This window comes from Natronomonas aquatica (assembly GCF_024449025.1).
Classification (GTDB): domain Archaea; phylum Halobacteriota; class Halobacteria; order Halobacteriales; family Haloarculaceae; genus Natronomonas; species Natronomonas aquatica.
The window spans coordinates 1-12959 of the sequence record NZ_JAHLKM010000007.1 but is presented as its reverse complement, the minus strand read 5'-3'; the positions used below and the strand labels follow the sequence as shown (position 1 = coordinate 12959).

The window sequence follows — 12959 nt, the reverse complement described above, 5'->3', positions numbered from 1 at the left end:
ATCGACGTCATCCTGCGCCGGCTGTTCACGGACCTCGAGAAGGGGCCCCAGAACATCGATTCGGTGTATGTCAAGACGACGATGGGACCGGCAGTGGAGGTGCCCGCATGAGCGCCGAAGCGGAACGCAAAACAGAGACGATCCCGGAGTGGAAACGCGAAGAGATCGACGACCTCGCGGCGTTCCTCGGACGCTACGAGTCGGTCGGCGTCGTCGACATCACCGGCATCCCGAGCCGTCAGCTACAGGACATGCGCCGTGAGCTACACGGCACCGCGGCGCTCCGCGTTTCGCGGAACACGCTGATGGAACGGGCGCTCGCCGAGGTCGATGAAGGGCTCGAAGCGCTCGTCGAGTTCGTCGAGGGGCAGGTCGGGCTCATCGGGACGAACGACAACCCCTTCGGGCTCTATCAGCAACTCGAGGAGTCGAAGACGCCAGCGCCGATCAGCGCCGGCGAGGTCGCGCCGAACGACGTCGTGATCCCCGAAGGCGACACCGGCGTCGATCCGGGGCCGTTCGTCGGCGAACTCCAGACGGTCGGTGCCAACGCCCGGATCGAGGGCGGCTCGATCAAGGTCGTCGAGGACTCGACGGTACTTTCGGCCGGTGAGGAGGTTTCGGCCGATCTCGCCAACGTGCTCGGCGAACTCGGCATCGAGCCGAAGGAGGTCGGCCTCGATCTCCGCGGTGTCGTCTCCGAGGGTGTGTCGTTCTCGCCCGAGGAACTCGACATCGACGTCGAGGAGTACATCGCGGATCTGGAGGCCGCCTCGAGCGCCGCGCGGAACCTCTCGATCAACGCCGAGTACCCGACGGCACGGACCGTGCCGTCGATGCTCGCGAAGGCGGCCGGCGAGGCCAAATCGGTCGGCCTGTCGGCGGCGGTCGAGAGCCCCGACCTCGCGGACGATCTCGTCTCGAAGGCCGACGCGCAGATGCGTTCGCTCGCGGCGGCGATCGACGACGAGGAGGCCCTACCGGAGGAACTCCGCGGCGTCGAACCCGCGCCCGCCGAGGAGGCGACCGACGAAGCGTCGGAGAGCGATGACGGCGACGGCGACGACGAGCCGGACGCGGATGCGGACGAGGAACCGATTGACGAAGACGAAAGCGGTGCCGAGGACGACGCCGACGACGGCGGCGACGCGCTCGGCGACATGTTCGGGTGACTACCAATGGAATACGTTTACGCAGCACTCATCCTGCACGAGACGGACGAAGAGATCAACGAAGACAACCTGACCGGCGTACTCGAAGCGGCCGGCGTCGACGTGGAAGAATCCCGCGTCAAGGCGCTCGTCGCCGCCCTCGAGGACGTCGACGTCGAGGAAGCTATCGAGACGGCCGCCGCAGCCCCTGCCGGCGGTGCCGGTGGCGCCGCGGCAGCCGGTGGGGCCGAGGAGGCCGACGAGGAGGCCGAAGCCGAAGACGAAGGCGACGACGATGAAGCCGAAGCGGAAGCCGAAGACGAAGGCGACGACGAGGACGAAGGCGACGGCGGCGAAGGCCTCGGCGAACTGTTCGGCTGACGCCGACAGCGACTTTTTCGTTTTATTCCACCGCGTAGCGACGCCTCCGCCGAGGATTTATATACGAACACGCGACCAGACCGCCTCGATGGAGGTCACCTTCGCGCCCCGGGCGACGGCGCTCGCGCTCTGTTTCGTCGGCGGCGGCATCGTCCTCGGTTCTCTCAGCGGGCTGGTTCCGGGGCTCCATGCGAACAACATGGCGCTCGTTTTGGCCGGCGTCGCGCCGTCGGTCCCGGGGCCGCCGTTGTACGTCGGCATGGCGATGCTCGCGGCGGGCGTCACGCATACTTTTCTCGAGATCGTGCCGACGCTCGCGCTCGGCGTTCCGGATCCGGCGACCGCGGTCGCGGCGCTGCCGGGCCACCGGCTCGTCCTAGCGGGTCGTGGCCGCGAGGCGCTCCGGCTGTCGGCGCTCGGCAGCGGTACGGCCGTCCTCCTCGCAGTACCACTCGCGGTACCGATCACCCGTCTCATGACCGCCCTGTGGCCGACAGTCCGGGCGAACCTCACGCTCGTTCTCGGGGCTGTCGCCGCGATGCTCGTGGTGACCGAGCGGGGATTCACAACGAAACTCATCGCCGCGACCGCCTTCGGTCTCAGCGCACTGTTGGGGATCGGAACGCTGGATCTCTCCCCGGCCGCCCCGCTCGATGCCGGGGGGATCCTCGCGCCGCTGTTTGCGGGACTGTTCGGCGCGCCCGTCCTCATCGAGGCGATCGGCGGCGAGGGCGTTCCACCACAGGACGACGCGAAGATAGCGGCCTCGAAGCGGAGCGTCCTCGGTCTCTCGGGACTCGGGACGGTCGCCGGGGCGATCGTCGGCTACGTGCCGGCCGTCTCCAGCGCCGTCGCGGCGACGTTCGCACTGCTTGCCGTCCCGGGACGGTACGGTGCCAGAGGGTTCATCGTCACGACCTCGGGCGTGAACACGGCCAACGCGATCTTCGCGCTGTTCGCCCTCGTCGCGCTCGGGACGCCCCGGACCGGCGTCCTCGTCGCCGTCGAGACGGCCTCGGTGCCGCTTTCGGTCCCACATCTGCTCGTTGGGGTCGCCTTCGGATCGATCGCCGGCGCGGCCGGTGTCCTCGCCATCGGCGATCGGTATCTCGACGCCGTCGGCCGCCTCGATCCGACGCGGCTCTCGGTCGGGCTGCTCTGTGGGCTCGCCGGTCTCTCGTATCTATTGGCCGGCCCGATCGGCGTCGGTGCGTACCTCGCCGCGACCGTCGTGGGTCTGGTTCCCGCCCGGTTCGGCGCGCGGCGGGCGAACCTGATGGGGGTACTGATCGGCCCGATCGTGGTCGGATAGGCGGCTACAGCCGGTAGGCAGGGCCGTCGTCGGTATCCTGTACCTCGACGCCGAGCGTCTCGAGGTCGTCGCGGAGTTCGTCGGCCCGACCGTAGTTGCCCGCCGCGCGTTCGGTCTCCCGGATCTCGAGGACCAACTCGACGAGCTCGTCGGCGATCGTCGCCTCGCCCCCGCTTTCGCCTTCGAAGTCGAACCCGAGGACGCCCCCGCCGAGCGTCTCGAGGGTTTCGACCGTCCGTCGCAGCCCCCGGTAGTCGTACTCGTCGCGGTCCTCGATGTGGCGGTTGGCCGCACCGACGAGATCGAAAAGCGCCGCGAGCGCCTCCCGGGTGTTGAAATCGTCGTTCATCGCCGCGGTGAACGCTTCCGCCGCGTCCTCGACGGCACCCCCGAGCGACGAGTCGACTTTCGTCCGCGCGTCGGGGCTATCGAGCGACCGTGTGATCCGATCGTAGGCCGCCTCGAGGCGATCCCACCGCTCCAGCGCTTCCTCGATGGCGTCCTCGCTGTAGGTTTGCGTGGAGTTGTAGGAGGCCGACACGAAGAACAGCCGCAACGGGTTCGTCCCGAAGCGGTCGACGGCCTCAGAGACGGGGATGAAGTTGCCGAGACTCGAGGACATCTTCTCGTCGGCCATCCGGAAGAGATCCGCGTGCAGCCAGTAGCGGGCGAAGGTCTCACCGGTTGCAGCCTCGGTCTGTGCGATCTCGTTTTCGTGGTGCGGGAAGACGAGATCTCGGCCGCCCATGTGGATATCGATCGAACTGTCCAGATGCGCCATCGACATCGCGGAACACTCGATGTGCCAGCCGGGACGACCCTCCCCCCACGGGGAGTCCCACGTCTCACCCGAAGGGGTCGTTTCGTAGGTCCGATCCTCGCTGCGGTGTTCGGCCACGGTCTCGGGGGCGACGCCGCCGGCCTTCCACAGCGCGAAGTCGGCCGGGTGGCGCTTCTCCTCGCGTTCCTCCTCTTGGCCCTGAGTTTCGACGTCCCCTATGGTCTGATTCGAGAGCTTCCCGTAGTCGGGAAACTCGGTCACGTCGAAGTAGACCGAGCCGTTCGACTCGTAGGCGTAGCCCCGTTCTATGAGCGTCTCGATGAGATCGATGATCTCGGGGACGTGCTCGGAGACGCGGGGATACACCTCGGCGCGTTTGAGGTTGAGCGACCGCATGTCGGTCAACAACCGTTCGATGAATCGGTCCGCGACCCCGAGTTCGCTATCCCCAAGCGTCGCCCCGTCGTCGGCCTCCCCGACCCGGGCGACAATCTTCTCGTTGACGTCGGTGATGTTCTCGACGTGCCGGACGCCGTAGCCGAGGTGTTCGAGCCACCGGTGGATCACGTCGACGTGAACCCACGAACGAGCGTGTCCGAGGTGGGCGGCGTCCGAGACGGTCAACCCACAGTAATACAGTAGTACGTCGTCGGGGTCGGCCGGCTCGAACGGTTCGCGCTCGCCCGAAAGCGTGTTCATCACACGGAGCGTCATTATCGGAGCCAGACCCGGAGGCGGTTTTAATGCGTCGCTTGCCCGAGGCTACAGGACGCCTTCGACGACCCGGACGGCGTCGGGGCCCGCACGGCGCTCGACGACGACGGTCGCCGTGCCCTCCGCCCCGGCGGCCGCGACAACCTCGATTTCGGCCGTCCGGAGCCGGGCGAGGATCGCCCCGAGCGCCGACGCGTCGAACTCGCCGGTCGCGACGATCGCCGTATGCTCCCCACCGTCGATCCCGAAGGTCCTGTTGCCGACCGCGAGGAGTCCCTCCACGTCGTCGGTCTCCCCGACCCCGGACCGCATCGAGACGGTCCCCCGGGCGTCCGGCGGCGCGTACTCGGAGAGGTCCTCGGCGTACCGGCGGAGTGCGGCCCCGACGGCTTCGGTGTCGCCAACATCGAGGAACCGGGCGGCGGCAGTGTAGTTGACGATCCCGGCCCGGAGACCATCGTAGACGAAGGGGTGTTCGCGGACGGCCTTTCGGGTCTCGGCAGCGACGGTCATGGGGTTCGATCGGATCGATCCGACAAGGGCGTGTCGGTCCCGCCCTGGAGGGTGACCCCGTTCGGGGATCCAAAACAGCCGATTCCCGAAGCGACTAAGGACGCCGTCCCCTACTTTCCGGTATGCAAGCGCTCGTCATCGTCGCCCATGGGTCGCATCTGAACCCGGACGCGAGCACGCCGACGTACGACCACGCCGACACGATACGGGAGGCCGGCGTCTTCGATGAGGTCCGGACCGCCTTCTGGAAGGAAGAACCCTCGTTCAGGGAGGTACTCCGGACCGTCGAGAGCGAGGAGGTCTACGTCGTCCCGCTTTTCATCTCGGAAGGGTACTTCACCGAGGAGGTGATTCCCCGAGAACTCCGCCTGGAAGGCTGGGACCTCGAGCAGTGGGACTCGGACGGCACGAGCGCGACCCACGCGACGCTCGAGGCAGCCGACGTCGACAAGACCATCCACTACTGCGGGCCGGTCGGGACCCACGACGCGATGAGCGACGTGATCGTCCGGCGCGCCGAGACGGTGACCGGCGACAGCGAGGCCGGCGAGGGGTTCGCGCTGGCCGTCGTCGGCCACGGCACCGAACGGAACGAAAACTCCGCGAAGGCGGTCCACCTCCACGCCGACCGGATCGCCGAGACCGGACGGTTCGACGAGGTGAAGGCGCTGTTCATGGACGAGGACCCGGAGATCGACGACGTGACGGACTTCTTCGAGACGACCGACATCGTCGTCGTGCCGCTTTTCATCGCCGACGGCTATCACACCCAGGAGGACATCCCGGAGGATATGGGGCTGACCGACGATTACCGGACTGGCTGGGAGACCCCCGCGGAGGTCGACGGCCACCGGATCTGGTACGCCGGCGCCGTCGGGACGGAGGGACTTACTGCCGACGTCGTCATCGAGCGGGCGGCCGACGCCGGCGCCGACGTCGGAGACGCCATCGAGACGGTCCGACATCGCACCCGATCGGACGCGAACGCGAGCGCGGGTGACTGACGTGAACGACGAGCAACTCGACGCGCTGCTTTCGGCCGCCGCCTCGGGCGTCGACTACGACGGCCTCGTCGCCGAACACGACGTCGACGGCTACCGGTTCGAAACGCCCGACGGGACCCACGAGGAGCTCACCGAGGCCGAGTTCGGAGAACTCGCCGATCGGAACCCGTGGTTCGTCTCGAACTGGTACTACTGGCGCGCCCGCGATCGGCCGGACACCGAGGTCGCCTTCCTGCGGTACCTCGAAGGGGCCGACGACCGTCCCGTCACCGACCGGTACGAGACGATGGCCGACGACGGTATCGTCGCCTCCTGGGGACAGCTCCGAATCGATATCGCGCTCGGAGAGGACGGCCACCGGGTGTACACCGTCCGTAACGAAACCGAGGCCGACACCGCGATCGAATCCCTGACAGTCCATACCGACCCGCTCGAGGCGAGAGAGCTCGTCAAACACGACGACCGGGGCCGCTATCGACCGCTGAAGACCGCCCCGACGCTGCCGACGGGGTGGGCCTTCGTGGATCTGGACGGGCGGGCGCTCGCCGAGACCGTCGAGTACGTCTACCCGGCGACGATCGCGAACTGGCACCTCGAACGGCGGGGCGAACTCGATGTCGACCACTGGCGTGAGACGATGGAACGGCAAAGCGGGATCTACAGCGTGATCAAGACCTGGGACCGTGGCGAGGGCCACGAACACGTCAACTGGGTCGCCGAGGCCTGCTGTGCCGACAGCCAGTGTCTGAAACGCCGCGAGTGGGAGTACGAGGACGGGACTCCCCTCGAGGTCGACGGCGGCGACGGCGAGTTCCCCTGCCGGGAGCCCTGCTCGCTCGTCGTGACAGCCGCCCGACAGTGGACGAAGCTCGAAGGCGAGGAGACGAAACGCTACGAGTTCGAGTTGACGCCGAGCGAGAAAGAGCAGATCGAGGCGATCGTCGACGCGGTCGCCGACGGCGAGGCCGAGTCGATCCGGGAGGCGGACATCTACGAGGGCGCAAACCGGTATCGGGCCCGCTTTCTGCGGGCCAAACGCTTCGACGAGGAGGGGCGGCTCTGTGGCGTCCCGACCGACGACGGTTCCTGACTACCGGAACAGCACGTAAGCGGCGGCCGTACACAGGAGGGCGGAGACGAGCGCGAGCCCGCCGAGGAAGACCACGAGAGTCCCGGCCGCAAACAGCGCCCCGACGGCCAGAAGGACCGCCACGCTCCCGAGGACGACCACCGGGAGCAACCGGACCACCGGCGGCGTCCCTTCGTCACGCTCTGTGTCCGGAGTGGCGAGGTCGGGATCGACACGGACCTCGTTTTCGGCGGCCGAGCGATCGAGCGTCACATCGACGTAGTGGGTCCGTTGACCGTGGCCGACGACGACCTTGAGCTTGCCGCGGACGGTGTCGGCGGGCCACCCCGACGCCTCGCGGGTCTCGACGTCGATCAGCCGGCGCTCGTCGGCCTCGACGTAGTGGTTCGTCGCCCCGATCCGGGCGACCCGCGAAATCCGGTCGTCGAGGTTGAGGTGGACATGGGCCGCCTCGCCGTAGTTCCGCAGTTCGACGGCGAATGGACCGGCGGCCTTGAACTCCGAAGGCACCTCCAGCGTGTGTAATCCGTCACGGTTGACCGCGACGGTGAGCGGATCCATCACACGGTGTCACACACCCGGTACGGTTAAAAAGGCTACTGCTCGTTCCCGGTCAGGCGGTCGCCTCTTCCCGCATGTCCGGCGGCAGGAGGTTGGGGATACCGTCCTCGATCGGGTACTCCTCGCCGCATTCGGTACAGACGAGTCGGCCCTCGAGGATCTCCTCGTCGTTCTCGCGGATCGTCTCCAGTTCGAGTTCGCCCTTGTCTAATGGACAACACAGGATGTCCAGAAGCGACTCCTTCATACCACCACCTGCGACGGGGGAAAGCAAAAGTATGGCGGGTCGTTCCGATCCGACTGATCGCGCCGACAGAGAGCCGACAGCTACTACACGCGAGCGGGTCAACCGGAGACCGTGACCGGCGGCACGTACACGCTCCTCATCGAACTGGAGGGCCCGCGGACGATCGGGATCGGCGCGCTCGGGGAACACCGCGTTCCCGCCGGGTGGTACGCCTACACGGGGAGCGCTCTCGGATCCGGAGGGTTCACACGGGTGGATAGACACTACGAACTCGCTGCCGGGAAGCTATCGGTCCGCCACTGGCATATCGATTACCTCCTCGGGGACGATGCCGCCTCGATCCGTGGGGACGTCCGGACGCCCGACGCCAACATCGAGTGTGCGGTCGCGGCTGCGCTGCCGCCGTCTCCGGTCGCTGGGTTCGGCGCCTCCGACTGTGACTGTGAGTCCCATCTCGCCCACGCGACCGACGGGACCGAACTCCGAAGCACTGTCGCGGCGGCCCACCGCGACGCCAGCGAAGAATGAGCACTCACGCCCGTGCGGCCGACGTTAGGTAGATCCCCGCGAGCACGACGACCCCCCCGGCGACGGTCGTCGCTCCGGGGGCCTCCGCGAGCAAGACGAGCGCGAGGATCGTCGCGCCGATCGGTTCACCGAGCAGCGACACGCTGACGACGGCGGAATCGACGTGTCCGAGCGCCCAGTTGACGACCGTATGCCCGAAGAGCCCGGGGCCGACGGCCAAGGCGAGAAACAAGAACCACTCGCGGCGCCCGTAACCCGCAAGCGGCAGATCCTGTGCGATAGCGATCAAAAAAAGCGTGAGCGTACAGGCGGTATAGACGACGAGGACGTACGGGACGAGGGCGACACGCTGACGGAGCGATCGCCCAACGAGGACGTAGACCGCAGCCATCACGGCTCCGAGGACGGCCAGAGCGTTTCCGTAGAGCGGATGGGACCCTTCGACCGCCGCGCCCGCGAGGAACTCCCCGGCCGACATCGCCGCCATGCCGGCGATAGCGATAGCGATCCCGGCTACCGTCCGTGGTCCGATCCGCTCGCGCAGGAACAGCGCCGCGCCGACGGCGACGAAAAGCGGCTGTGCCTGGACGAGCGTGACGCTGGCGGCGACGCTCGTCCACGCGAGGCTCTCGAAGTACGCGGCGAAGTGGACGGCCAGCGCCGCCCCAGTCAGCACCGCAACGAGGAGATCCCGGCGCCGGAAGGCGCCGAGATCGCCCCGATGTCGCGTGAGGAGAAACGGCGAGATCAAAAGCGTGGTGAGCAGGACTCGGTAGAACGCGAGCACCACGGCGGGGGCGTCGCTCCACCGGACGAGGATCGCGCTCGTCGAGACGGCCAGCACGGCGACGCCGAGTGCGGCCATCGGCGGGGTTCGGTCCTCTATGGCGGCGAACACACCGGGAGTGGTTCGGACGGTCCTAAATCGGTTTCGCAACGGGATCGCCCCCGGATACCTAAACGGACGACCGGCAAAAATATCCGAATCGCGGCTGTACGGCCGCGAATGAGATCCGGACACAGCGTCGATGGGAGGGAGCGACAGTGACGCCCGACGGTTTCGCACGCGATATCGGCCCCCTCGAAACACTCTTTTTGTGTGTGACGCTTGCGATCGCCGGGATACACCTGTATCTCGGGCTGATCGAGCCCGGGGTTCCGGAGGCCCGCTCGGGGCAGTTCGTTCTCATCGGTTCGGCGTTTCTCGTCGGGTTTCTGCTGCGGCTGACGCCGCTTTGGCAGCCGGTGCTGTATCTGCTCGGGGCTGCCTTCGCGCTGTTTCTCGGCGCGGTCTGGCTGTTCGGCAGGGTCGAGTTCTTCCTCATCGGCGTCCTGACGGGAATCACGTCGACAGTGTTCATCGCGCTCGCGCTCTATCTGTTCGTTCGGGAGGAGTCACGGTCGGTCTCGGGGTAGCTCGCGTTCCCCCTCCAGCAGCTGTTTCGTCGTCCGGTGTCGGTCCCGGAACATCGGCGCGAGCCCGATCCGTCCCAGCGGCGAGACTGCCCGCCCGAGCGGGCCGCCGGGCAGGCGATACTTGACCTGATCGACCAGCCGGGTCCGGTCGCCGTCATCGAAGAACCGGTGGGTGTGTGCCCACTCGGCGAACGGCCCCTCCTCCATGACGTCGCGGAACGAGCCGGCGCCGCCCTCGCGGGTCCGGTCGGTGATGACCGAAACGATCCGTCGTCTCTGTCCGACGCCGAAGGGCCGGACAGACATCTCGATACGGGAGCCAGCCTCGAGGACCTCGGGATCGGTGTCCCCGTCCGGACCGGTGACACGGTCGATCTCGAGGTGCATGAACCCGGGTGTCAGCGCTTCGAGGCCGTCGATCCTCGAGTGAAATTCCCAGACTTCCTCGAAGGGAGCCTCGACCCACGTCTTGCGGCGATAGGTGACCATGGTGATGGTACGGGCGCTGGAAGGAAAACGGGACGGGTTGAGACAGCCAACGCCGATCATCCGGGAGGGGCAAAGCTATTTGTCCCGCCGTCCCAGCGGTAGATATCGAATGCGTCAGTACCACGAACTCGTCGCTGACACCCTCGCCGGCGGGTGTTACAAACCGAACCGGACCGGCGTCGACACCGTCGCCGCGTTCAGCCACCACTACGAGGTGGATCTCGCCGAGGGCTTTCCCCTCCTGACGACGAAACGGATGGACGGCTACCGGTGGAACTCGCTGATCCACGAACTGCTGTGGTACCTCTCCGGCGAAGAACACATCCGGGACCTCCGCGAGGAGACGAAGATCTGGGACGCGTGGGCCGACGAGGAGGGCCACCTCGACACCGCCTACGGCCGCTTTTGGCGGCGCTACCCGGTTCCCGATGGGATCGGTCGGCTGCCCGGCGAAAGCTGGCCCGAGGAGGGCCACCGCTGGACCGAGACCGAGACCGCTCCGGGCGGCGGGACCCGGCAGGTCTTCGATCAGATCGGTTACGTCCTCGATAGCTTAGACGAGAACCCGAACTCCCGGCGGCTGGTGGTCAACGCCTGGCACCCGGCCAATGCCGCCGTCTCGACGCTGCCGCCGTGTCACTACACCTTCGTGTTCAACGTCCAGGGCGACCGGCTGAACGTCCATCTCACCCAGCGCTCCGGCGATATCGCTCTCGGGGTGCCGTTCAACCTGGCGGCGTACTCGCTTTTGGCCCACGCCGTCGCAAACCGGACCGGCTTCGAGGTCGGCTCGTTCGGGCATACGATCGTCGACACTCACATCTACTGTGGGGCGGGCGACCGCGGCGCGTGGTACGACGAACACCTCCCCGAACTGCGGGCGCAACTGGAGGGTATCGAGGACCGATCGGAGTACGCCGACGTTCGCGAGTGGCTCGAAGACGCCGCCCCCCCGGAGCCGGACGACGAGACGGGGTACGACCACGTCCCTGGTCTGTTGACACAGCTATCGCGGGAACCCGGCGACCGGCCCCGAATCGAGGTCGCCGACAGACCCCTCGAGAAACTGGAGTACGACGACGTCAGCCTCAAGCGGTACGATCCCGAACCGGGGATCGAATTCGCGGTCGCGGAGTGAAACGAATATGAGGATCACGCTTGTCGCCGCGGTCGCCGAGAACGGCGTCATAGGTGCCGACGGCGGGATGCCCTGGCACTACCCCGAGGACCTCCGGCGGTTCAAGGAGACGACGATGGGCCATCCCGTCGTCATGGGCCGGCGGACCTACGAGTCGATCGAGCGGCGACTCGACGGCCCGCTCCCCGGGCGGACGAACGTCGTCCTCTCCCGGCGGGAATCACTCGATCTGCCGGAGGGGGCCGTCCACGCACACGACGTCGAGGAAGCACTCGAACGCGCCGCAGAGGCACTCGAGGGGGGGCGAGAGACGGTGTACGTGATCGGCGGCGCGACGGTTTATGAGGCGTTCATCGATCGGGCCGACGAACTGTTGCTTACGGATATCCCGGAGACGCCCGAGGGCGACGCGTATTTCCCGGAGATCGGCCCGGAGTGGGAGGAACGTGACCGCGAGACGGCCGGTGACCTGGCGTTCGTCACCTACCGACGGTGACGTGACCGGCGGCTACGTGTACCTTTTTCTTCGACGCGCGCTCAAAGCCGATAATGGTTTCTGATCTGTTCGATCCGGATCGCTGGCGTCCGGTCACCGACGAGTTCGACGACCTCACCTACCACCGCTCCGAAGAGACCGGCGCAGTGCGGATCGCCTTCGATCGCCCGGCGGTCCGCAACGCCTTCCGACCGGAGACGGTCGACGAACTCTACACTGCTCTCGATCACGCGAAGCGACAGACCGACGTCGGCTGTGTCCTGCTGACTGGGAACGGCCCTTCGCCGAAGGACGGCGGGTGGGCGTTCTGTTCGGGCGGCGACCAGCGGATCCGCGGCGACGCCGGCTACGAGTATGACGAGGACGGTTCCGCCGAGGAGAACAGCGGAGGCGAAGCGCGGAGCGCCCCGCGGCTCCACATTCTGGAGGTCCAGCGGCTGATCCGGCACATCCCGAAGCCGGTCGTCGCCGTCGTCCCCGGGTGGGCCGTCGGCGGCGGCCACTCGCTGCACGTCGTCTGTGACATGACGCTTGCGAGCGTAGAACACGCGAAGTTCCTCCAGACCGACCCCGACGTCGCCTCCTTCGATGCCGGCTTCGGATCGGCGTATCTCGCCCGTCAGGTAGGTCACAAGAAGGCCCGCGAGGTGTTTTTCCTCGGGAAGACCTACGACGCCGCGGAGGCCGTCGAGATGGGGATGGCAAACGAGGCCGTCCCCCACGAGGAGTTAGAGGAGACTGCACACGAGTGGGCCGAAGCGGTCTGTTCGAAGTCGCCGATGGCGATCCGGATGCTAAAATACGCGTTCAACATGGATTCGGACGGCCTCGTCGGCCAGCAGGTGTTCGCCGGCGAGGCGACACGGCTCGGATATATGACCGACGAGGCCAAGGAAGGACGCGACGCGTTCAACGAGGGACGGGACCCCGACTTCGGACAGTTCGAGTGGCACTACTGAGTGGGGCTCCGAACGGTCGCCGAGGCCGTCTCCCGGAATGGATTCGAGGTATTTCGGCATTAGCCACGTGAGAGCTGGTCTGATCTGCCGAGAGGTCCTTTCATACGGTCGTGCGAAAGTATTTACTATAGCAATCGTATTTCTGCATAATGGGTCGGCTGGACGACATCACCCTGGAA

At 66.9% G+C, this 12959-nt stretch carries 16 protein-coding genes and 1 pseudogene; 11 read left to right on the top strand and 6 right to left on the bottom strand.

Translation table 11 applies throughout. From position 1 onward, the window contains the following. From rpl1P to KM295_RS07420, 4 genes and pseudogenes are all read left to right on the top strand, one after another. Window positions 1-111, top strand: a pseudogene (gene rpl1P, locus KM295_RS07435) (50S ribosomal protein L1); the annotation flags it as partial. After that, on the top strand, window positions 108-1172 hold the full coding sequence (locus KM295_RS07430; protein ID WP_256029316.1) for a 50S ribosomal protein L10: 1065 nt from the start codon (window positions 108-110) through the stop codon (window positions 1170-1172). The pseudogene rpl1P and the gene KM295_RS07430, both read left to right, overlap by 4 nt. 6 nt (window positions 1173-1178) lie before the next feature. Beyond that, window positions 1179-1532: a 50S ribosomal protein P1 gene (rpl12p, locus tag KM295_RS07425; RefSeq protein WP_256029315.1), complete on the top strand. Its 354-nt coding sequence runs from the start codon at window positions 1179-1181 to the stop codon at window positions 1530-1532. A gap of 88 nt (window positions 1533-1620) precedes the next feature. Then, a complete protein-coding gene (locus KM295_RS07420; protein ID WP_256029314.1) occupies window positions 1621-2844 on the top strand; it encodes a tripartite tricarboxylate transporter permease in 1224 nt (407 codons plus the stop codon). Between the two features lie 4 nt (window positions 2845-2848). Here the strand turns inward: KM295_RS07420 and cysS are convergent, their stop codons facing one another. After that, the gene (gene cysS / locus KM295_RS07415; protein WP_256029313.1) at window positions 2849-4339 is read right to left on the bottom strand and encodes a cysteine--tRNA ligase; all 1491 of its coding nucleotides are present in this window, start codon (window positions 4337-4339) and stop codon (window positions 2849-2851) included. 48 nt (window positions 4340-4387) lie between these two features. Next, the gene (locus tag KM295_RS07410) at window positions 4388-4852 is read right to left on the bottom strand and encodes a DUF7523 family protein (RefSeq protein ID WP_256029312.1); all 465 of its coding nucleotides are present in this window, start codon (window positions 4850-4852) and stop codon (window positions 4388-4390) included. A gap of 122 nt (window positions 4853-4974) precedes the next feature. Here KM295_RS07410 and KM295_RS07405 point away from each other — a divergent pair, with 122 nt between their 5' ends. Together KM295_RS07405 and KM295_RS07400 are read left to right on the top strand one after the other, a co-directional pair. Further along, window positions 4975-5856: a CbiX/SirB N-terminal domain-containing protein gene (locus tag KM295_RS07405; RefSeq protein WP_256029311.1), complete on the top strand. Its 882-nt coding sequence runs from the start codon at window positions 4975-4977 to the stop codon at window positions 5854-5856. A 1-nt stretch (window position 5857) separates the two neighbouring features. Then, a complete protein-coding gene (locus KM295_RS07400; RefSeq protein WP_256029310.1) occupies window positions 5858-6946 on the top strand; it encodes a DR2241 family protein in 1089 nt (362 codons plus the stop codon). Here KM295_RS07400 and KM295_RS07395 read toward each other — a convergent pair whose 3' ends face one another. Then, a complete protein-coding gene (locus KM295_RS07395; RefSeq protein WP_256029309.1) occupies window positions 6947-7507 on the bottom strand; it encodes a DUF7524 family protein in 561 nt (186 codons plus the stop codon). Window positions 7508-7559: 52 nt separating this feature from the next. Further along, the gene (locus KM295_RS07390) at window positions 7560-7754 is read right to left on the bottom strand and encodes a methytransferase partner Trm112 (RefSeq protein ID WP_256029308.1); all 195 of its coding nucleotides are present in this window, start codon (window positions 7752-7754) and stop codon (window positions 7560-7562) included. 111 nt (window positions 7755-7865) lie between these two features. Here KM295_RS07390 and KM295_RS07385 point away from each other — a divergent pair, with 111 nt between their 5' ends. Next, complete coding sequence (locus tag KM295_RS07385; protein ID WP_256029307.1) at window positions 7866-8282, top strand: GIY-YIG nuclease family protein; 417 nt, start codon at window positions 7866-7868, stop codon at window positions 8280-8282. Between the two features lie 4 nt (window positions 8283-8286). Here the strand turns inward: KM295_RS07385 and KM295_RS07380 are convergent, their stop codons facing one another. Beyond that, entirely contained in the window at window positions 8287-9147 is an 861-nt protein-coding gene (locus KM295_RS07380; RefSeq protein WP_256029435.1) for a DMT family transporter, read from the bottom strand. A 179-nt stretch (window positions 9148-9326) separates the two neighbouring features. On the opposite strand from KM295_RS07380, the gene KM295_RS07375 reads away from it, so the two are divergent. Then, window positions 9327-9698, top strand: a complete 372-nt coding sequence (locus KM295_RS07375; RefSeq protein WP_256029306.1) for a hypothetical protein — start codon at window positions 9327-9329, stop codon at window positions 9696-9698. Here KM295_RS07375 and KM295_RS07370 read toward each other — a convergent pair. Beyond that, a complete protein-coding gene (locus tag KM295_RS07370) occupies window positions 9678-10187 on the bottom strand; it encodes an SRPBCC family protein (protein WP_256029305.1) in 510 nt (169 codons plus the stop codon). The two genes, KM295_RS07375 and KM295_RS07370, sit on opposite strands and share 21 nt — an antisense overlap. A 109-nt stretch (window positions 10188-10296) precedes the next feature. Here KM295_RS07370 and thyA point away from each other — a divergent pair, with 109 nt between their 5' ends. From thyA to KM295_RS07355, 3 genes are read left to right on the top strand one after another with little or no spacing between them, the layout of a single operon-like run. Next, complete coding sequence (gene thyA, locus KM295_RS07365) at window positions 10297-11325, top strand: thymidylate synthase (RefSeq protein ID WP_256029304.1); 1029 nt, start codon at window positions 10297-10299, stop codon at window positions 11323-11325. Between the two features lie 7 nt (window positions 11326-11332). Further along, window positions 11333-11821, top strand: a complete 489-nt coding sequence (locus tag KM295_RS07360) for a dihydrofolate reductase (protein ID WP_256029303.1) — start codon at window positions 11333-11335, stop codon at window positions 11819-11821. Window positions 11822-11874: 53 nt separating this feature from the next. Continuing rightward, window positions 11875-12780, top strand: coding sequence for a 1,4-dihydroxy-2-naphthoyl-CoA synthase (locus KM295_RS07355; RefSeq protein WP_256029302.1), 906 nt, complete (start codon window positions 11875-11877; stop codon window positions 12778-12780). Window positions 12781-12959 lie beyond the last annotated feature (179 nt).